The organism is Corynebacterium meridianum, from assembly GCF_016342265.1.
In the GTDB taxonomy this organism is placed as follows: Bacteria; Actinomycetota; Actinomycetes; order Mycobacteriales; family Mycobacteriaceae; genus Corynebacterium; species Corynebacterium meridianum.
Window position 1 is genome coordinate 211,859 of sequence record NZ_JAEIOS010000015.1, and the last position, 20,002, is coordinate 231,860.

A 20,002-nucleotide genomic window follows, 5' to 3' on the forward strand; every position below is an offset into this window, starting at 1 on the left:
GGTAGCCGGATCGGGGCCCTCACGTTCTCAGGCGTAGCTGCGGACCTTCGCGAAGATCTCCGGCCATGACCTGTCCAACTTCCGGGCCGACACCCCGGTACCCACCACGTACACGACGGTGGTGACGACCGCGATCCAGGCGACACCGCCGAGGAACAAAGGCGACGCGACGCCGTCACCCCGGCCGATCACCATCATGATGATCCCCGGCACCAGCGGCAGCCAGACACCGAGCAGACCACCGAACGCCGCGATGAACGCGGCACCGGAATACCCGGACCGGTCCTTCATCGGGTTCGTCCCGGGCCGGGCCGCGGGGAACGGATTGAACACGCTGAGCAGTGACCCGAAGCCGAGCGCCGCGGGGACGGCACCGATCGTCGTCACCGTCGTCAGCACCCACAGGGGGGAGAACCCGCTGATCACCCCGAGCGCGGTGTCGTAGAGCACCACCGCGGGGACGGAGATGGTCGCCGCCACCGCAGCCCGGGCCCGCACCATCGCCCGAGCCGGGACACCGGTGGTCATGTGCACCCAGTTCGCCGGTCCGTCGTAGCCGTAGGCGTTGGCGACGTACTGGGTCGCTGCCGCGGCCATCATGTACGCCCCGAACCACTCCATGCTGCTGTCCTCGTTCGTCGCCCCGAGAACGAGGAAGAACACCGAGAACAACGGCAGGGACACCAGGCTGTAGAGCAACCGCGAGTCCCGTACCCAGTACAGGAGTGCGCGGGAGTAGGCGGCTCCGCCGACGGTCGCCGGAACTCCGGGCAGCATCAGCCGGCCCCGCGGCCGGGTCTGGGCACCGGAACCGGTTTCGGTCACCTGGGTGAACGATCTGGTCAGGGCCCGGTGCCACGCCCCCCAGAGCATCGGGAGCAGAACGACGCCGATGACCGCCTGCAGTACGGCGGTTCCCCAGGCGCCGTCCGCGAGGCTGCCCGCGGCACCGCCCGCCCCGCCGAAGGGCGTGTAGCCGAGAATCCGGGTGATCCTCGCGGTGTCCACCCCGATCGCCGAGTTCACCACCAGATTGAAGCCGATGATGATGAGGATGAACACCACGCCGCTGGCCATGGACAGTTTCTCCCGCCGCGAGCGGCCACCGGACAGTACACCGAGCACGATCCACGCCTCGGCGCCGCAGATGCTCAACGCGAGAGCCGCGACGACGGCGAGGAACCAGAACAGAATGACCCACGCGTGGCCCGTGAGCACCAGCCCGGCGGTGCCGAAGCCGAACGTGATCACCGAGTTGAGTACCGCGAGGTAACCGCGGGACTGGAGGAACGCGGCCAGAATGAAACCCGGCAGCAGTTCCCGGGCCGCCACCGGCAGCGGGGCGAACCAGCCGGGGGTCAGCTGGTTCTCGCTGGACGGGTAGATGAACGCGAGAACCCAGTACGCCAGCACACCCACACCGAGTGAGAGGGAGAGCGCGGACTGGTTCCCGGTCAGCTGCTCGTTGAGGGTCAGCCCGCCGAGGGACAGTGCCCCGATCACACCGTAGAGCCAGATGAAGATGATCATGAACCACTGCGACGGCTGCGCCTTCAGGGACCGTTTCCGCAGGGTGCGGTGGAGCTGGATCAGTGTGCGGGTCACCGGGCATCACCCGGGTCATCCCCGGCGCCGGGCCCCTCCTGGGCCTCGGTCGATCCGAGCCAGCCGAGGGACCCCTCGTCGAGTTCGCCGCCGCCGACCAGGTTGATGAACGCGTCACTCAGTGATCCTCCGCCCCGGACGTCATCGACGGTCCCGGAGGCGACCACGCGGCCACCGGCGATCAGCGCGACATGGTCGCAGAGTCCCTCCACCAGCTCCATGACATGGGAACTCATCACGACGGTGCCGCCGCCGCGCACGAAGGCGTTGAGGATCGAGCGGATCACCCGGCCGGAGACCGGGTCGACCGCCTCGAAGGGCTCATCCAGGATCAGGATCCGTGGACGGTGCAGCAGCGCGCCCGCGAGCAGGATCTTCTTCGTCATACCGGCCGAATAGTCGACGATGAGCTTCTCCCCGGCGTCGGTCAGGGCCAGGGCGTCCAACAGGCCGTGGGCGCGCTCGGCGATGGTTTCCGGGTCCATCCCCCGCAGTCGCCCGAGATACTCGAGGTACTCGGCTCCGCTGAGCCGGTCGAACGTCGGCAGGCCGTCGGCGAGCAGGCCGTAGGCCCGCTTCGCCTCGAGGGCGCCGCCACCCCAGACATCGGCGCCGCACACCCAGGTTGCACCGGTGTCCGGGCGGAGCAGGCCCGTGGCGATGGTGATCGCGGTGGTCTTCCCGGCGCCGTTGGGGCCGACGATCCCGTAGAAACTCCCGTGGGGAATGTCGAGGGAAAGATCCGCGACGGCGGGGTTGTCCCCGAAGCGCTTGGTGACACCGCGCCAGGCGAGCGCCACCAACGTGGGATCCGGGTTCAGTGGATCGAGATGGGCTGAATCGGTGGGAAGGGTCATGGAGACAGTGTGCGTCTCTCCGGAACGGGGACGCAAGGGTTCCCGTCGGAATCAACCCGTGGGCTGACGGGAGGCGCGGTCCGCCCGCAGCGAACGGCTAATCCTGTTCGGTGGACGGGACCACGGGCTGCTCGGCCGACCACGGGAACACGATCCACTCGTCGGTGTGCTTCCACACGAAGTCGGGACGGATCACCGACTGCGACTTCCCGTACAGCACGGCGGAACGACACTCCGCGCCGGCCTTCTGGAGGATCTCGAGGACGAGTGCGAGCGTCCGACCCGAATCGGCGACATCGTCGACGACGAGCAGCTTCTTACCCGCGATCGCGGAGGTGTCCAGCAGGGGTTCCAGCAGAACCGGGTCGGGCAGGGTCTCGTGGACGTCGGTGTAGAACTCGACGTTCATCGTGTCGGCGAGTTTCACCCCCATCGCGTAGCTCAGCGCGCCCGCCGGCAGAAGGCCGCCGCGGGCGACGGCGATGATGATCTCCGGATCGAAGTCGCTGTCCACCACGATCTGGGCGAGTTCCCGGGAGGCTGCACCGAAGCCCTCCCAGGTCAGAATTTCCTTGGTCTCGAGATCGGTCGAGTCTGCATGGTAGGCCATGGGTTGATGGTAGCGGTTCCGGTCCCGCGATGCCGCACACCGGTGCTCCACCGGACGGTGGTACCGGTGTGCCCGAGGACCCGGTGGTCGACCGGCACGGGATGCGGGCGCGCGCCGTCTCACCCCGCGGCGTCCGTCCCTGTGCGATACTGCACCACGAGAAAGACCCCGAGCGACGTGAGGACACGGCACATGTACACCCCCGAGATGATCGGCACACCGCAGACCGGCTCAGCCACCCGCGTTCTCCTGCTCGGGGCAGGTGAACTGGGCAAGGAGGTCACGATCGCCTTCCAGCGTCTCGGGGTCGAGGTGCACGCGGCGGACCGGTACGACTGTGCGCCTGCGGGGCAGGTCGCCCACTCCCACCACACCCTGGACATGACCGATGCGACGGCTGTGCGGTCACTCGTCGACGAGATCCGTCCGCACTTCATCGTCCCCGAAATCGAGGCCCTGGCCACCGACGCCCTCGTCGGGATCGAGGAGGAGGGACTCGCGACGGTCGTCCCCACCGCGCGCGCCACCCGGCTCACCATGAACCGCGAGGGTATCCGTCGCCTGGCTGCCGAGGAGCTCGGCCTGCCCACCAGCACATACGCCTTCGCCTCCACCCACGCGGAGTTCGTCGAGGCGGTCGGGGAGATGGGCTACCCGTGCGTGGTCAAGCCCGTCATGAGTTCCTCCGGGAAGGGCCAGAGCGTCATCCGCTCCGCGGACGACGTCGACGGTGCCTGGGAGCATGCGCGGGCCGGGGCCCGGGTCACGGGCGAGCGCGTCATCGTCGAGGGGTTCGTCGATTTCGACTACGAGATCACGCTGCTCACCGTGCGTTCCATCGATCCGGCGACCGGCCAACCGGCGACCTGGTTCTGTGAGCCGATCGGCCACCGCCAACAGGACGGCGACTACGTCGAGTCCTGGCAGCCGATGCGGATGAGCTCCGCCGCCGCGGACAACGCCCGATCCGTCGCCGCGCGCATCACCAACGCCCTCGGCGGGCGCGGGGTGTTCGGCGTGGAACTGTTCGTTTTGGGTGACGACGTCTACTTCTCGGAGGTCTCACCCCGACCCCATGACACCGGCATGGTCACCATGGCGTCCCAGCGGTTCTCCGAGTTCGATCTCCACGCCCGCGCGATCCTCGGCCTGCCGATCGACGTCACCCTCATCTCACCCGGTGCCTCCGCCGTCATCTACGGCGGCGTCGATGCCCCGGCCGTGAGCTACAGCGGCCTCGGGGCCGCACTCGCCGTGGCCGAGGCGGACGTCCGGCTCTTCGGCAAGCCGGAGGCGTTCACCCGTCGCCGGATGGGCGTCGCGCTGGCCACCGCCGAGGACACCTCCACCGCCCGCGAGCGGGCCACCGCCGCGGCCGCGGCCGTCGAGGTCCACGCCACCTCCGACCGGTACTGAGCCGGGAGCCCGGAGGGCTCCGGAGGGGAGGGGGTCGTTCAGCCCGCCGGTCGCACCATCGGCAGGTGCATCATCCCGTCCCAGTCGAATTCGTCACCGCAGACCCGGAACCCGTAGCTCTCGTAGTAGTCCCGGAGCGGGGTCTGCGCGGTCAGCGCGACATCTGCGTCCGGGTTTTGCTCCTTCGCGAGCTTCAGCGCATCCTTCATGATCGCGGCGCCCAGCCCGGTACCGCGTGAGCCGGGGGCCAGGCAGAACCGTCCGAACTGCCAGAGAACGCGGTCATCGTCGATGTCGACCCCGCCGCCGCACTTCGCCCGGAACCCGGCACCGGTGTCCGGGTGGATGCGGGCGTAGCCGGCCAGGGCGCCGGCACGGTCGTTGGCCCGGATGTGGAACGTGTCCGGTAGCGCGTCGGTGTCGTCGATCTCCGCGTAGGGGCACTGCTGCTCGTTGACGAAGACATCCACCCGCAGCTTGTAGATGCGGTGCACCTCGAGGGCGCTCATCTGGTTCAGATTGGACACGGTGAAGTAGGTGTTCATTCCCTCGAGCATACTGTCAGCCACCCGCGTCACCCCGGTCCCGGTGGGATGCCCCGAAAACCGCGAAGCCCCGTTCCCCGCGGAGGGCACGGGTGGCGACGGGACGCGGAGTCGGTGTGCGTGAGGCTAGTCCTGCTTCGCCTTGGCGTGGGCGACCATGTCCTCCCACTCGACGATCTTCTTGCGTTCGCGGCCCTCGGCCTCGCCGGCCTTACGCTCCGCGGCGTCCAGGCGGTGCCAGCCATCCCACGTGGTGTACTCGATGCCCCTGCCGCTGAGGAACTCGAGGACGGCATCCTCATCCGGGTTGGCGGCCGGGGTCAGGGTGCCGTTCGCCCAGTCGGCCAGCAGCATCTCGGTGGTCTCCTTGGCGTCCCCCTTGGTGTTGCCGATGAGACCGACCGGACCGCGCTTGATCCAGCCGGTCGCGTAGTAGCCGGCGATCGGTGCGCCGGACTCCGGGTCGAGGACGTGTCCGCCGTCATTCGGGATGACGTTGCGGACGGTGTCGAACGGGACGTCGGTGACCGGATCGGAACGGTAACCCACGGCACGGTAGACGGCCTGGACGTCCCAGGTGGTGTACTTGCCGGTGCCGCGGACATTGCCGGTTCCGTCGAGTTCGGTGCGCTCGGTGGTGAACCCGACGACGTGGCCGTCCTCACCGACGATCTCGACCGGGGACTCGAAGAAGTGGATGAACAACTTGTGCGGAGCGCCCTTGGGGTCGCGGATCGCGTACTGCTCGATGACGGAGCAGACGAGATCGGTGGTCTTCGAATTGCGGCGGGCCTCGATCGAGGCCTCGTCGTAGTCGATGTCCTCGGGGTCGACGACGACCTCGATGGTGTCGGAGTGGTCGAGCTCCTTGAGCTCCAACGGGGTGAACTTCGCCTGGGCGGGGCCGCGCCGGCCGAAGACGTGGACCTCGGTGGCCTGGTTGTTCTTCAGGCACTCGTAGACGTTGTCCGGGATCTCGGTGACGTGGAGTTCGTCGCCAGTCTTTGCGAGGACGCGGGCGATGTCGAGTGCGACGTTGCCGACACCGACGACAGCGACGGACTTCGCGGACAGGTCCCACTCGCGGGAGAAGTCCGGGTTGCCGTCGTAGAAACCGACGAACTCTCCGGCGCCGTAGTGCTCGGGGAGATCGGAGCCGGGAATGTCGAGATCCCGGTCGCCCGTCGCACCCGTGGAGAAGACCACGGCGTCGTAGTACTCCTTCAGCTCCTCGACGGTGACGTCCCTGCCGATGTCGACGTTGCCGAGGAGTCGCAGCTCCGGCTTGTCCAGCACCTTGTGCAGTGACATGACGATGCCCTTGATGCGCGGGTGGTCGGGGGCGACGCCGTAGCGGATCAGACCGAACGGCGCGGGCATGCGCTCGTATAGATCGATGGTGACATCGGTGTCGGACTTCATCAGCAGATCGGAGGCGTAGATGCCGGCTGGGCCGGCTCCGATCACGGCTACCCGGAGGGGACGAGACATATCAGTGGACATCCTTGGTGAAATCGTCGAGGACAGAACGGAAAATAGACAGCTCTGACTACTGTACGCGGTCGGTGCGGAATCATGCCAGGATATCCTTCACGGCCGCCGATGGCGGTAGTCCGGGTCACTTTTTTACCGCAGTTGTGCGTATCGGAGACCTGATGGGCTTCTCAAGGGTCGGGCGGCGGGGGATAGGGGTGCCTCGCGGCCGGAAGGTGTGGAACCTCACGCCCGGGGAAAACGGGGCTGTGTGCAGGGGTGTTTCCGGGACTTTCTCCGCGCCGTGCCGTTCCGAATCGGCCCGGGTCCCCGGTAACGGGTGTCGGGCGGAGTTTCCGCGTCTAAACTATGTAGTGAATCACAGACAATGACAGAGGCCAGCCTGTGCCACAATGCAGGTGTCCCGGCCGCATGACGCGTCACGCTGTGGCCGCATGCGCCCGCGCGACACACAGAAAGGACTCCACGTGACTTCCTCACCCCGCCCCGTGCTGCTCACCGCAGCAGGCCGCAACCTCAACGAGATCGACACCGAATCCCTCGCAGAGCGCCTGGGTCTGGAGGTCCGCCCGCTCATCGCCGGAGACGTGACGGTGTCCGGCGTCATCGGTTCGGATCCGCTGGGGGCGGGCACCCCGTTGCTCGTCGGCACCGGAAGCGTCTCCTTCGACTCCCGGTGTGCCGCGGCACTCGGGGTACCTCTGCTCATCGCCACGGGACCGGATTCGACGCTCGCGGACCTCGCCGTCGCAGAGGCGGAGGAACACGGCGCGACCGTCATCACCGTCGCCGACCCGGCGGACGGTTCCGCGCTGGACGCCATCGCCACCGAGCTGGGGGAGAGCACCCCGGAACCGGTGATGAGCCCCGCACTGTTCGAGCACTGGCTGCTCGGCCAGGCGCGCGCGAAGCGAACCCACATCGTCCTGCCCGAAGGCGAGGATGACCGGATCCTGACCGCTGCGCATCAGCTGCTGGCGCAGGACGTCTGCGAGCTGACCATCCTCGGCGATGTGGAGGACATCCGACGTCGGGCCGCGGATCTCGGGCTCGACCTCTCCGCCGCACACCTGGTCAACCACCTGACCGACCCCGACGCCGAGGTCTTCGCCGAGGAGTTCGCCGAACTGCGCAAGGCCAAGGGCGTCACCCTCGAGCAGGCGCGCGAGACCATGCGGGACATCTCCTACTACGCCACCATGATGATCCACACCGGCCGCGCCGACGGCATGGTGTCCGGTGCCGCCCACACCACCGCCCACACCATCAAGCCCTCGCTCCAGATCATCAAGACCGCGCCGGGCGTGAGCTTCGTGTCCTCCATCTTCCTCATGGTGCTGCAGGGCAAGCTGTGGTCCTTCGGCGACTGTGCCGTCATGCCCAATCCCACCGCCGCTGAGCTCGGCGAGATCGCCGTGGTCTCCGCCCGCACGGCGGCACAGTTCGGTATCGACCCGAAGGTCGCCGTGCTGTCGTACTCCACCGGCAGCTCCGGCAGCGGCGAGGACGTCGACCGCGCGGCCCGGGCCGTCGCCGCCGCCCGGGAACTCGATCCGTCCGTCGCCGTCGACGGGCCCCTCCAGTTCGATGCCGCCATCGACCCCGGGGTGGCGAAGAAGAAGATGCCCGAATCCGCCGTCGCCGGTCGGGCCAACGTCCTCGTGTTCCCCGACCTCGAGGCCGGAAACATCGCGTACAAGGCGGTCCAGCGCACCGCCGACGCACTCGCCGTCGGCCCCGTGCTGCAGGGCCTGAAGAAACCCGTCAACGACCTTTCCCGTGGCGCGACCGTGCGTGACATCGTCAACACCGTCGCCATCACCGCGATCCAGGCAGGAGCAAAGTAATGTCCGACCTCGCACTCGTCCTCAACTCGGGGTCGTCGTCGATCAAGTTCCAGCTGGTCGATCCGGAGCGCCACGCCACCGATGAGCCCTTCGCCTCCGGCCTCGTCGAGCAGATCGGCGAACCGGAGGGGCGGGTCACCCTGAAGTACGCGGGGGAGACCCACACCACCACCGCGCCGATTCCGGACCACAACGTCGGTCTGGACATGGCGTTCGAGCTGATGAACGAACACGGCTGCGGCCCCGCAGAGGTGGAGATCACCGCCGTCGGCCACCGCGTCGTCCACGGCGGCATCCTGTTCTCCTCACCCGAGATCATCACCGACGAGATCCTCGGCATGATCCGGGACCTGATCCCCCTCGCGCCCCTGCACAACCCCGCGAACATCAACGGCATCGAGGTCGCCCGTCGGATCCTCCCCGACGTCCCGCACGTCGCGGTGTTCGACACCGGCTTCTACCACTCGATGCCACCGGCGGCCGCGCTCTACGCCATCAACAAGGACGTCGCGGCGGAGCACGGCATCCGACGCTACGGCTTCCACGGGACCAGCCACGAGTACGTCTCCAGGCATGTCCCGGAGATGCTCGGTCGGCCCGCCGAGGAGGTCAACCAGATCACCCTGCACCTGGGCAACGGGGCATCGGCGACCGCGGTCCGCGGCGGCCGCGCCATCGACACCTCCATGGGCATGACGCCGCTCGCGGGCCTCGTCATGGGGACCCGGTCCGGCGACATCGACCCAGGTATCGTCTTCCACCTGCACCGCTCCGCGGGCATGTCCATCGACGAGATCGACCGCCTGCTCAACCGCGACTCCGGTGTGAAGGGCATCTCCGGGGTCAACGACTTCCGCGCACTCGGTGAGCTCATCGAGGAGCACAACGAGGACGCGTTCCTCGCCTACAACGTCTACATCCACCAGCTGCGCCGCTACATCGGCAGCTACATGATCGCCCTCGGGCGGGTCGACGCGATCACGTTCACCGCCGGTGTCGGCGAGAACGCCGCAAACGTGCGCGCGGACGCGATGGCGAACCTGGAGAACTTCGGCATCCGGATCGACCCGGAGCGCAACGCCGAACGCAGCAGCCTCGCCCGGGAGATCTCCACCGACGACTCCCCGGTCAAGGTATTCGTCATCCCGACGAACGAGGAGCTGGCCATCGCCCGCTACGCGGTCGAGCTCGCCAACCGCAGCCGTTGAGTCCACGCGGCACGGTGGGTGGGAGACGGTGCATCACCGTCCCCCACCGTGCTCGATCTGATGGTGCGCAGACACCGTTCCGTGAGGAGGACACCCGGGGAGCCCCGCGATCCCGCACGCGGCACCTGTTCCCGGCGTCAGATACCCACGTCGAGGTCGTTGAAGTCCTCCAGTTTCGCGCCCTCGGCGAGCCTCTTCTCGTAGAACCTCTTGCGGGCCCGGTCGATCTCGTCGTTGCCCACGCCGATGCGCCAGTAGCCGGCGACGGCAACCCGGGATTTGTCCATGCCGACCTCTTTGCGCAGGTAGCTGCGGATCGAGGCCATCTCCGCGCGCTCCCCGGCCGCCCACACGACGTACGAGGTGGGTTCCGGCAGTTCTCTCGCGTGAGTCTCCAACGGCCGGGGGTCGTCGGTGTCCGCCGGATCGATGTGGGTCAACCGGAGGCCGCCAGGGATGGGTATCTCGTCGACGGCGGCACTGTCCCCGGTGGCGAGATACAGCTCGCCGGTGAGTTCCCCGTCGGCGTGGTCGAAGATGCTCACGAGCGCGGGGATGGCGGTGGCGTCGGCGAACAGTGCCACCGGCTCACCGGGGTCGTGCTGCGGGACGCCGAAGTGCACCCTGGGACCGGTGAGCGAGAACTCCATGCCGGTGTGGGCGTCGCGGCTGAACAGCATCATCGGGGAGTCGTGTTCGTGCTGCACGATGTCGACGACGATTTCCTCGGTGTCCGCGAGATAGTCACGCACGGTGTAGACGCGGGTGTGGTTTCCGTACCGTTCCGACAGATACAGCCGGATCGCGACGTTGGCGCTGTTCCACGCCGGATTGGCGCTCGACCCGGGTATTTTCGCGGTGATCCGCACGATCGACGGGCAGGGTCCGGACACCGAGGTGATCACCGCGGTGTGGTCGTCGATGTCCCGGTCGTGTTCACTGTTGCGCAGGTGGACCGGGGGCCGCCCGGTGTCGAAGCGGTTCGCCGCGCCCGGGGTGACATGGCTCTCTGCGTCGGTGGTCTGGTCATTCGTCACGGCTGTTCCTCTCGGGGATTGTCCGGTTTATCCGATGGATCGTGGGCCGTCGATGGCCCATCTCGGCGTGCGGCGCCACGCCGGGTACGGGGCACGATGAGCGGCCTGCCGGTGTCCGGATCCCGCAGTATCCGGGCGTCGAGGTCGAACACCTCGCGGAGCATGTCGAGGGTGAACACGTCCTCCGGATGCCCCCGGGTGATGACGCTGCCGCTCTTCATGGCGATGACGTGGGTGGCGTAGCGGGCGGCCATATTCAGGTCGTGCAGCACCGCGACGAGGGTCCGGCCCCGGGCGTGCAGGGAGGCGCACAGATCGAGGACGTCCGCCTGGGTGGAGACGTCCAGGAAGGTCGTCGGCTCGTCGAGGAGCATCACCCGGGTGTCCTGGGCCAGCACCATCGCGATCCAGGCGCGTTGCCGCTGCCCGCCGGAGAGCTCGTCGAGCCGTGCCCCAGCGAGTTCCGCCAGACCGGTGTGGATGAGCGCGTCATCGACGGCACGTTCGTCCGCGGCGGAGAACTGGGAAAGGATGTGCTGGTGCGGGTAGCGGCCCCGACTGACCAGATCGGCGACGGTGATGCCCTCCGGGTTGATCGGGGACTGTGGCAGGACTCCGACGGCGCGCGCGATACGCTTCGTCGACATCCGCGACATGTCCCTGCCGTCGACGAGAACGCGGCCCTGACTGGGTCTGAGCATGCGGGAGAAGGTCTTCAGCAGCGTCGATTTGCCGCAACCGTTGGGGCCGATGATCGCGGTGAACTCCAGGTGGGGGAGATCCAGGGTGAGGTCACGGATGATGGGGTCCCCGTCGTAGCCGACGGTGACGTTCTCCAGCGCGAGGCGGACCGGTTCCGCGGGATCCGGTGACCGTCCGTCGGCGGACCTGTGGTGTCGTGTCTTCTCCGTCATCCTCGGTTGCCGTCTCCTGTCTTCGGTGTGGGGCGGGTGGGTGGCATCTGTCAGGTCCTAGTGTTCGGGCGGGTGAGCAGCAGCAGGAGATACCCGCCGCCGAGTACACCGGTGACGAGACCGACAGGGGTACGCAGGCCGATGTCGATGTGCTGGGTCGCGTGGTCGGCGAGCAGGAGCAGCACCGCGCCGGTGATGAACGAATGGAGGATCGTGACCCCGGGGATGCGGGTGATGAATCGTGCGATGTGCGGGCCGGCCAGGGCGATGAACGCGATGGGGCCGGCGACCGCCGTTGCGATGCAGGCCGCCAGCGTCGCGAGGATGATCGCGGCGAGCCGGGTTCGTTCCACCGGCACACCGAGACCGTACGCCGCGGAGTCACCGAGCTCGATCGTGTCCACGGCACGCCGCAGCACCGCAAGACCGGGGAGGAGGACGGTGGCGGCGAGAAACACCGATCGGGCGTGTTCCCAGCCACGACCGGACAGGGATCCTGCCCGCCAGTCCTGGACCTGGGTCGCGAGGCTGAGCTCCGAGGTCAGCAGCATGAAGTCCAGGACCGCCGACACCGTCGCCGCGACCCCGATTCCGACGAGCACCAACCGGATCCCGTTCGCGGAACCGCGGGTTCGGGCGAGCGTGTAGACGACCGCGGCCGTGAGCAGGCCACCCGCCGTCGCGGCGATCGCGACGGGCAACACGTCGGGGGACACGAACAGGATGGTCAGTCCGGCGGCGGTGGCTGCGCCGGCGGTGAACCCGATGATGTCCGGTGAACCGAGGACGTTGCGGCTCAGGGACTGGAACACCGCACCGGACACGCCGAGCAGGCCGCCGACACACGTCGCCGTCAGCGCCCTGGGTAGCGCCCGCGATTGGATGGACCGGACGCTGCGCGCGTCACCGTCGCCGACGACCGCCCGCAGGGTCTGCTCGGGTGACAGCTCGGCGCGGACCGACAGCAGAGCGAGAAAAACGACGCCGACGAGGATGACCAGTCCGAGGACACCCATGACCGTGCCCCTCGGGGAATAGGTGACGGACGCCGGCCCGACGCGTACTGCGTGGATCACCGAGCCACTTATCCTCCGGTTTCCGGGATTCACAGGTTCACCGCCCTCCGCGAGCGCACCAGCGCGATGAACACCGGCCCGCCGAGCAGTGCGGTGGCGATACCCGTCTGCAGTTCCGCGGGGGCGATGATCACCTTGCCCGCGACGTCCGTGGCCACCAGCAGCGCAGCTCCGATCGCCATGATCGCCGGCATGAGCACCCGGTTGTCCGGTCCGGTCAGTCGTCGGGCGAGGTGCGGTGCCGCGAGCCCCACGAAGGAGATCGGGCCCGCCGCGGCGGTGGCCGCGCCGGCCAGCATGACCACCGCGACCGCGGTGCTCAGCCGGACCAGGCCGATCCGGACACCGAGGCCCACCGCCGATTCCTCCCCCAGCCCCATCGCGTTGAGGGGACGGGCCAGGAGGAGGGCTAGTAGACAACCGACGACAATGAATGGCAGCACGGCCGTCAGTACGTCGAGGCTCCTGCCCTGCAGGGAACCGATAGCCCAGAACCGGAAATGCTCGAAGACGGTGTAGTTGCTGAGGAGGATCATCGAGATGACGGAGCTCAACGCCATGGTGAACGCAGCTCCCGCGAGGGCGAGCCGCGCCGGGGACGCCGCACCCCGGGACACCGAACCCAGCAGGTACACCACCACGGACACGATGGCCGCTCCGGCGAACGCCCACCACACGTACCCGGACACGGTGCTGACCCCGGCGTATCCGATGGCGATGCACACGGCCAGTGACGCCCCCGCGTTGATTCCGAGGATGCCCGGATCGGCGAGGGGGTTGCGGGTCAGGGCCTGGATCAGGCCGCCGGCGAGGCCGAGGCACAGACCGACGACGATCCCCAGCGCGATCCGGGGCAGCCGTGACCTCACGATGATGAGATGGTCCGGATTCGTCGGGTCGAAGGCGGTGATCGCCCCGATGACCACCGACGGTTCAACCGGATGCGAACCGGTGAACAGCCCGGCGAGGGTCGCCGTGAGCACCACGCCGAGGCTCCCGGCGATCACCGCCCACATCCGGCCGCGGTGGTGGACTGCCCGCTGCTGGTTCCGTGGATCGGCGGTGGGGGCACTGTTCCGGGGAATCGGCATCGTGAACTGTGCTGATCTAGCCGGTCAGCTGTTCGACGAGGGAGTCGACGGTCAGCAGAGCCGAGTAGTAGTCCAGGCGCCAGGAGTACTCGCCGAAGACGAAGACGTTTTCCTTCTCGACGGCGGGGACCGTGGAAACCAGCGGGTCCCCGGCGAACGCGGTCACCGGTGACTCGGTTCCGGTCTGCATGAGGAATACGCTGCCGACGTCGGCCAGTGCCGCCGCCATGTTCTCCCGGCTGACCATGCGCATGTCGGGTCGTACCTGCGTCGACGTCTCCTCGGGGACGTCCGTGACGGTGATGCCCAGGTCCTGCAGGATCTGACCGTGCTGGGTGTCCGGGCCCGGGACCGCGAGCCCTTCCGCCGCGCGGTAGAAGCCGACGATCGCGGGCTGGGTGGGCGGGGTGATCTCCGCCGCGGCCCGCTTCACCTTCTCCTCGTAGTCGGCGATGAGCTCCTCGGCCTTCTCCTCGGTTCCGGTGGCCTCCCCCAGCATGCGGGTCTGCTCCTGCCAGGACATGTCGATGTAGTCGACCATCACCGTCGTCGTGATGTCCTGCAGCTGCGCATATTCGTCGTTCACGGCGTCACCGCCGACGACCGAACCGATGATCAGATCCGGGCTGAACGAGTCGACGGCGTCCAGGTTGATGTCGAGCCGCGGGTAGGCGACCTCCACCCCACGCTCGTGGGCGACCTCCGCCCACTGCATGAAGAACCCGTCGTCGTCGGTCAGATCCGTGACGGGTGCCGCGGCGGTGGCCACTACCGGAACCCCCAGCGCAAGCAGCGTCCCGGTCATCGACGGGGACGTGGACACGATGCGCTGCGGCTTCTCCTCGATGGTGACCTCACCCTTGGCGTCGGTCACCGTGCGGGGAAACACCGCCGCAGTCTCTGCGGTGGGAGCACCGGAACCACCGGCACTGTCCGTCGTCCCCGAGGCCGTTGATGTCGTGTCGGGCGTCGTGGCTCCGTCCCCACCGGAGCATCCGGTCATGGTGGCCACACCCAGTGCCGCCACGGTGAGCACGGTGGTCGCGTGCCTTGCCATCTTCACCATTGGTTGATCACACCCCTGTCGTTGTCGAAGTGGTCGTCACCCACTGAGGTCCGCACCGGCGACAGGGAATGTGTCGGTACGGGAGGCGGACGGCAGGAGGTGAACAGAAGGTTGGCCTAACCTTAGGATGGGGTGTCGTGCTTTGGTTGGCTCGAAGCGTCAAGTTTTTAACATCACCGTCGGGCGATCCGCGGCAGGCGGTGAGTGCGGCGGCAGACGGAGGAGAGGAGGTGGACGATGACGGTCCCACAGCGGATCCGTAGAGGTCCGGTCGAGGGGGCCTCCCGGCGTGCCAGACGCGCGCTCATCGTGTGGGTCTGCGCCGGAACGGCCGGTGTGGGCACGGCGGCAGGGACGACCCGGCTGTCGGCCGGGCAGGTGATGCTCATCGCCGCCGGTCTGCGCTATCGGATCCGTGGTGGCGAGGATGCTGTGGTCATTCCCGTCGAGCTTCCGGGGGAGCTTGCGGTCGCGGTGTCCACCCGGACCGCCGTCGCCGCTCTGCCGGAGCAGCTCCGGCTCCGTCTGTTGTTCGAGTTCGCCCAGAATCTGGGATATCTGAGGCCTGTCCTGGAACGCACCGATTTCCTGCGGAGCCTCGTCGCGGAGATCATCGCCGCCCAGTCCGGTGCAGTGCCGGTGCCAGTGGCTCCACAACCGCTCTCGGAGGAGGCGTCAGCCGTGGCGGAGAAGGTCATGGCCGATCTCTCCGTCAACCACAGCGTCGCGCAACTCGCGGACATCGCCGGTGTGTCCGTACGGACACTGCAGCGGAGATTCCGCGCGGAAACCACGTTGAGTGTCAGCCGTTGGATCACCCGCGTCCGGCTCAACGAGGCGGTCGCCCTCATAGCCCGTGGTCGTGGCCTGCAGTTCGCGGCGCACGCCACCGGATACCCGGGCACGAGTGAACTCATCCGTGCCTACCGTGCCGAGACGGGAACCACCCCGGTCGCCGCGATCTCCGGGGCCGGACGGGCCCCCGTCGGTGAAATCAGGATCGACGACCCCGGTGTGCCGGAAAACGAGACCTGGCTCAACATCAATCGCGGTGACATCGTCGTCTGGTCGGTAACCGGGCGGGCCACGGTCACCACGGACCGGCGCACCATCGGCATCGTGGCGGGGCAGGGGGTGGTACTTCCCGCCGGTGTCGCGGTCCATGTGGCGATGGAGGCGGGCACGGTACTGCTCCCGCTCGGGTTCCGGTACCCCGGCACCGGTGAATACGACGGTGCGGCACGGGTGCCCACCATCGTCGATTTCTCCGGTTTCGATCCCGTCGAACTGGTGCGTACGGCGGTCTCCACGTACACGCACATAGCGGTCGAGGGCGCCCGTCACGACGACATCTTCCGGAATGTCCCCGGTGTCCGACAGGAGTCACCTGTAGGGGAGATCGACCAATCCGGCGGGCGGGTGCGTGCCCGGGGCGACGGGGTCAGCCGTCAGCGCCACAGCTATGTCCGTCGGATGACCCTCGCCCGCATACTCCTGGCGCAGGGCAGGAGTCCCACGGAAACGGCGCGCACCCTCCGCTATTCCCATGCCGCCGCGTTCACCAGGGCGTTCCTCGCCGAGCACGGTATGACGCCCAAGCAGTACGCGCAATTGACGGGTTCCCGACCGGGATCCTTCCTGATGGACGAACGCACCGAGGTTCCCGGTCATCCAGGGCCGGAGGTTGTTCCGGGGTGGATGAACCCGTAGCCGTCGTCCCGGTCCGCACGTGCCGCGCCGGGTCCCCGGGCGTGGCCATGTGGGGAATTATCGGGTAGTGTTTTCAACAGTGTCCCGATGGTGGTCCGCTGGGGCACGAGTTCTGCTGCTGTTCACGTGATGTTGGGCACCCGGATCCGGTCGTTTTTACGGTCGGTTAACCCTGGGGTGGTCGACTGATGGAGTCCCGAAACGACGAGAGATTCGCAACGTCCCTCAGTTCCGCCATCTCCGACACGGAAAGCCTGACACATGACCGCCAAGGAACGCCGAACACAGAAACAAGCGACACGTGCCGCCGTGGGGGCCCTCCTCACCACGGCCCTCGCAGTCGTCCTCCCCGTCAGCGCGGGTGCAGACCCTGAGCGGGTCCCCGCCGCCGAGAAAGCCCCGGTCACCGGACCCGGGGGTCAGTACAACGGTCCGGAGAAGTGCAACCCCATCGCGGACGACGGTACGGTCCGCGCACTCAAACCCGGCGAGTGCGCCCAGTTCGGCACCGTCGGACAGAAGCGGACCGAGGATCACGCCAGGAACGTCATACTCATCATCGGTGACGGTATGGGTCAGCAGGAGATCACCGCAGCCCGCAACTACCTCAAGGGTGCAGCCGGCCGTTTCGAGGGGCTCGACGCCTTCACCTCCACCGGTGCCTACACCCACCACTCCGTGGACCGGGACGGTTCCTTCAACTACGTCACCGACTCCGCTGCATCGGCGACCTCCTGGACGACCGGCATCAAGACCTACAACGGTGCCATCGGCGTCGACCTGGAGCAGAAGCCGGTGGAGAACCTCCTGGAAAAGGCCAAGAAGGCCGGGATGCGTACCGGTAACGTCAGCACCTCGGAGATCGAGGACGCGACCCCGGCCGCATTCGTCGCCCACGCCTTCAACCGGAAGTGCTACGGCCCGCAGGAGGAGAAGAATTCCAAGGCCTGCCAGGGAGAGGCGTTCGCCGCCCAGTACCGGCACAACGGCGGACTCGGGTCCATCGCGGAGCAGATCATCGACGCCCGGCCCGACGTCACCCTCGGCGGCGGCCTCGAGGCTTTCGAACAGGAGGTCATCCACGAGGGGGAGGGTAAATCACCGTTCCTGCCCACCACGACCACCTGGACCGCCGGGAAAACGGTGCTGGACAACGCGAAGGACAACGGTTTCACCGTCATCCGTACGGCAGCGGAACTCGATTCCGTCACCGCCGCCGGCCAGGACGCCCCGGTGCTCGGACTGTTCGACGACGGAAACATGATCACCCGCTACGCCCCCTCCAAGGCCACGACCGACGGCGGGTCCGGCCGACCTCTCGAGTGCGAGGCCCAGGACACCGAGGGGCAACCCGAGCTCGTCGACATGACGACCAAGGCCATCGAGCTCCTCGATGATCCGGGCTCTGACAAGGGGTTTCTGCTCCAGGTCGAGTCCGCCTCCATCGACAAGCGTTCCCACGCCGCCGACGCCTGCGGCATGATCGGTGAGGTCGAACGCCTCGACGAGACCGTGAAAGCCGCGCTCGACTTCGCGAAGAAGGACGGCAACACCCTCGTCGTCGTCACCGCCGACCACGCCCACTCCACCGAGATCATCTACGACGGACAGGACTCCGTCGCCGCGACCACACGCCTGCGCACCGGGGAAGGCTCCTCGCAGACCATCGCCTACGGCAGTCTCCCGATGCAGGAGCTCGCGGACAACCCGAAAGCCTCTCAGCAGCACAACGGCTCGCAGCTCCGCGTCGCCGCCTATGGCCCCGGCGAGGAGAACGTGATCGGGCAGACGGACCAGACCGACCTCTTCTTCACCGTCGCCAACGCCCTGCAGATCAATGACGTCACCACGATCGAGGCGTCCGTTCCCACCGGAAAATCCGCCACCACCTACAAGCCGGGAACAGGCGACCGCAACGAGCCGGCGGACCCCCTCGCCACCTGCTACAGGGTCGGCGACAACGGGTTCGTCTCCGGCCCGGGCGACTGCGCCCAGTTCGCGAAAGAAGGACAGGGGCTCGACGACGAGAAGGCGAAGAACGTGATCCTGTTCATCGGCGACGGCATGGGGGACAGTGAGATCACCTCGGCCCGCGACTACCTCCACGGCGCGAACGGGCGGCTGCCCGGGATCGATGCGCTGCCCTATACCGGCTACTACACAACCTTCGCCCTCGACCCCGAGCTCGGCGGCCCCACCTACGTCACCGATTCCGCGGCGTCGGCCACCGGCTGGGCCACCGGCACCAAGACCTACAACGGTGGACTCGGCATCAGGGTCGACGGCACCCCGGTGCCCAACATCATCGAGCTGGCCAAGGCGAGGGGACTGAAGACCGGTAACGTCACCACCGCCGAGATCCAGGACGCGACCCCGGCGGCGGTCGGCAGCCACGCACTCAACCGCAAGTGCTACGGACCGGAATACGACAAGAACAACAAGACCTGCCAGGGCGAGGGATTCGAGAAGCAGTTCCGCGAGTACGGTGGCCTCGGCTCCATCTCCGAACAGCTCATCGACACCCGCGCCGACATCACCCTCGGCGGCGGCGCGAAGTACCTCGAGCAGACCGTCCAGGCCGGCGGCGACTGGGACGGACACACCTGGACCAAGGGGGACTCCGTCCTCGAAAACGCCCGCAGCCAGGGCTTCACCGTCGTCACCTCCGCCGACGAACTCGACGCCGTCAAGGAAGCCGACCAGGACGCCCCGGTCCTCGGCATCTTCGCCGAAGGAAACCTGCCCCGGGCCTGGGAGCGAACCATCCCCACCGTCGAACCCGCCGTCGGACAGGGCGTGCGCTGCACCGAGAACCCCGAGCGCGGCGACGAGGTGCCCACCCTCGCGCAGATGACCACCAAGGCACTCGACCTGCTGCGCAACGACAACGGCTTCCTCGTCCAGATCGAATCCGCCTCCGTCGACAAGGCCGACCACGACGCCGACATCTGCGGCCAGATCGGTGAGGCCCAGCAACTCGATGATGCGATTCAGGCGGCCAGCGACTGGGTCCGGGAATCCGGCGAACCGACCCTCATCATCACCACCGCCGACCACGCCCACACGTCGCAGATCACCGCGAACGACCGGGCTACCGCAGGACGCACCACCAAGCTCGTCACCGCCGACGGTGACGAGATGACTGTCAACTACGCCACCGCCAAGTCGAACGACGACGAAGAGGCACTCGGTTCCCAGACCCACACCGGAGCCCAGCTGCGGGTCGCCGCCGAAGGCCCCGGGGCCGCCAATGTCGTCGGACAGATCGACCAGACCGACATCCACTACGTCATCGCCAACGCCCTCGACCTGGACACCGACGGCGCCGGCATCAACCTCGCCGGACGCTGGGGGGCCACCGAAACCGGTGCCCCCGACACATCGACGGAGGCACAGGAGACAACCGGCACCCCCACCAGCTCCTCCACCAAGATGTGGATCGCCCTCGGCTTCCTCGCCCTGGTGATTCTCATCGCGGTCACCGCTTTCGTCACCGGACGTCGACGCACCAACGCCCGGGGCTAGA

Annotated in this window: 15 protein-coding genes; 5 read left to right on the top strand and 10 right to left on the bottom strand. The window is 67.7% G+C overall.

The features are described 5' to 3' along the window. Positions 1-27: 27 nt before the first annotated feature. The 3 genes from JDV75_RS10955 to JDV75_RS10965 all read right to left on the bottom strand — a co-directional run bounded on the left by JDV75_RS10955 (position 28) and on the right by JDV75_RS10965 (position 3,072). Positions 28-1,605 carry a hypothetical protein gene (locus tag JDV75_RS10955; RefSeq protein WP_198739282.1) on the bottom strand — a complete coding sequence of 526 codons (1,578 nt, stop codon included), beginning with the start codon at positions 1,603-1,605 and terminating at the stop codon, positions 28-30. After that, entirely contained in the window at positions 1,602-2,462 is an 861-nt protein-coding gene (locus JDV75_RS10960) for an ABC transporter ATP-binding protein (RefSeq protein ID WP_198739283.1), read from the bottom strand. The genes JDV75_RS10955 and JDV75_RS10960 overlap by 4 nt, the downstream gene beginning before the upstream one ends. A gap of 97 nt (positions 2,463-2,559) precedes the next feature. Beyond that, positions 2,560-3,072 (bottom strand): phosphoribosyltransferase, encoded by a 513-nt coding sequence (locus JDV75_RS10965; protein WP_198739284.1) that lies wholly within the window; start codon positions 3,070-3,072, stop codon positions 2,560-2,562. 192 nt (positions 3,073-3,264) lie between these two features. On the opposite strand from JDV75_RS10965, the gene purT reads away from it, so the two are divergent. Next, complete coding sequence (purT, locus tag JDV75_RS10970; protein WP_198739285.1) at positions 3,265-4,488, top strand: formate-dependent phosphoribosylglycinamide formyltransferase; 1,224 nt, start codon at positions 3,265-3,267, stop codon at positions 4,486-4,488. Positions 4,489-4,526: 38 nt separating this feature from the next. On the opposite strand, the gene JDV75_RS10975 is transcribed toward purT, so the two are convergent. Next, on the bottom strand, positions 4,527-5,057 hold the full coding sequence (locus tag JDV75_RS10975; RefSeq protein WP_418884402.1) for a GNAT family N-acetyltransferase: 531 nt from the start codon (positions 5,055-5,057) through the stop codon (positions 4,527-4,529). A 102-nt stretch (positions 5,058-5,159) separates the two neighbouring features. Continuing rightward, on the bottom strand, positions 5,160-6,524 hold the full coding sequence (locus tag JDV75_RS10980; RefSeq protein WP_198739286.1) for an FAD-dependent oxidoreductase: 1,365 nt from the start codon (positions 6,522-6,524) through the stop codon (positions 5,160-5,162). Positions 6,525-6,994: 470 nt separating this feature from the next. Between JDV75_RS10980 and pta the strand changes: the two genes are divergently transcribed. Further along, on the top strand, positions 6,995-8,374 hold the full coding sequence (pta, locus tag JDV75_RS10985) for a phosphate acetyltransferase (RefSeq protein WP_418884403.1): 1,380 nt from the start codon (positions 6,995-6,997) through the stop codon (positions 8,372-8,374). Further along, positions 8,374-9,582, top strand: a complete 1,209-nt coding sequence (locus tag JDV75_RS10990) for an acetate kinase (protein ID WP_198739288.1) — start codon at positions 8,374-8,376, stop codon at positions 9,580-9,582. The genes pta and JDV75_RS10990 overlap by 1 nt, the downstream gene beginning before the upstream one ends. Before the next feature lie 137 nt (positions 9,583-9,719). Here JDV75_RS10990 and JDV75_RS10995 read toward each other — a convergent pair whose 3' ends face one another. From JDV75_RS10995 to fepB, 5 genes are read right to left on the bottom strand one after another with little or no spacing between them, the layout of a single operon-like run. Beyond that, positions 9,720-10,619, bottom strand: a complete 900-nt coding sequence (locus JDV75_RS10995; protein WP_248097189.1) for a siderophore-interacting protein — start codon at positions 10,617-10,619, stop codon at positions 9,720-9,722. Next, a complete protein-coding gene (locus JDV75_RS11000; protein ID WP_198739289.1) occupies positions 10,616-11,533 on the bottom strand; it encodes an ABC transporter ATP-binding protein in 918 nt (305 codons plus the stop codon). Before JDV75_RS11000 ends, JDV75_RS10995 begins: the two co-directional genes overlap by 4 nt. A gap of 50 nt (positions 11,534-11,583) precedes the next feature. Continuing rightward, positions 11,584-12,609 (bottom strand): FecCD family ABC transporter permease, encoded by a 1,026-nt coding sequence (locus JDV75_RS11005; RefSeq protein WP_336244337.1) that lies wholly within the window; start codon positions 12,607-12,609, stop codon positions 11,584-11,586. A 29-nt stretch (positions 12,610-12,638) separates the two neighbouring features. Beyond that, positions 12,639-13,700, bottom strand: a complete 1,062-nt coding sequence (locus JDV75_RS11010; protein ID WP_232958466.1) for a FecCD family ABC transporter permease — start codon at positions 13,698-13,700, stop codon at positions 12,639-12,641. Positions 13,701-13,716: 16 nt separating this feature from the next. Then, positions 13,717-14,757 carry a Fe2+-enterobactin ABC transporter substrate-binding protein gene (gene fepB / locus JDV75_RS11015; protein ID WP_198739290.1) on the bottom strand — a complete coding sequence of 347 codons (1,041 nt, stop codon included), beginning with the start codon at positions 14,755-14,757 and terminating at the stop codon, positions 13,717-13,719. 246 nt (positions 14,758-15,003) lie between these two features. Between fepB and JDV75_RS11020 the strand changes: the two genes are divergently transcribed. After that, the gene (locus JDV75_RS11020) at positions 15,004-16,476 is read left to right on the top strand and encodes a helix-turn-helix domain-containing protein (RefSeq protein WP_198739291.1); all 1,473 of its coding nucleotides are present in this window, start codon (positions 15,004-15,006) and stop codon (positions 16,474-16,476) included. 261 nt (positions 16,477-16,737) lie between these two features. Beyond that, entirely contained in the window at positions 16,738-20,001 is a 3,264-nt protein-coding gene (gene phoA / locus JDV75_RS11025) for an alkaline phosphatase (RefSeq protein WP_198739292.1), read from the top strand. Position 20,002: the final 1 nt, after the last annotated feature.

Bases quoted from the DNA above. Each gene is read 5' to 3' on its own strand.
- phoA (WP_198739292.1), top strand. From the start codon at position 16,738: ATGACCGCCAAGGAACGCCGAACACAGAAACAAGCGACACGTGCCGCC.
- JDV75_RS10960 (WP_198739283.1), bottom strand. From the start codon at position 2,462: ATGACCCTTCCCACCGATTCAGCCCATCTCGATCCACTGAACCCGGAT.
- JDV75_RS11010 (WP_232958466.1), bottom strand. From the start codon at position 13,700: ATGCCGATTCCCCGGAACAGTGCCCCCACCGCCGATCCACGGAACCAG.
- JDV75_RS10990 (WP_198739288.1), top strand. From the start codon at position 8,374: ATGTCCGACCTCGCACTCGTCCTCAACTCGGGGTCGTCGTCGATCAAG.
- JDV75_RS10980 (WP_198739286.1), bottom strand. From the start codon at position 6,524: ATGTCTCGTCCCCTCCGGGTAGCCGTGATCGGAGCCGGCCCAGCCGGC.
- JDV75_RS10965 (WP_198739284.1), bottom strand. From the start codon at position 3,072: ATGGCCTACCATGCAGACTCGACCGATCTCGAGACCAAGGAAATTCTG.
- purT (WP_198739285.1), top strand. From the start codon at position 3,265: ATGTACACCCCCGAGATGATCGGCACACCGCAGACCGGCTCAGCCACC.
- JDV75_RS11020 (WP_198739291.1), top strand. From the start codon at position 15,004: ATGACGGTCCCACAGCGGATCCGTAGAGGTCCGGTCGAGGGGGCCTCC.
- JDV75_RS11000 (WP_198739289.1), bottom strand. From the start codon at position 11,533: ATGACGGAGAAGACACGACACCACAGGTCCGCCGACGGACGGTCACCG.
- fepB (WP_198739290.1), bottom strand. From the start codon at position 14,757: ATGGCAAGGCACGCGACCACCGTGCTCACCGTGGCGGCACTGGGTGTG.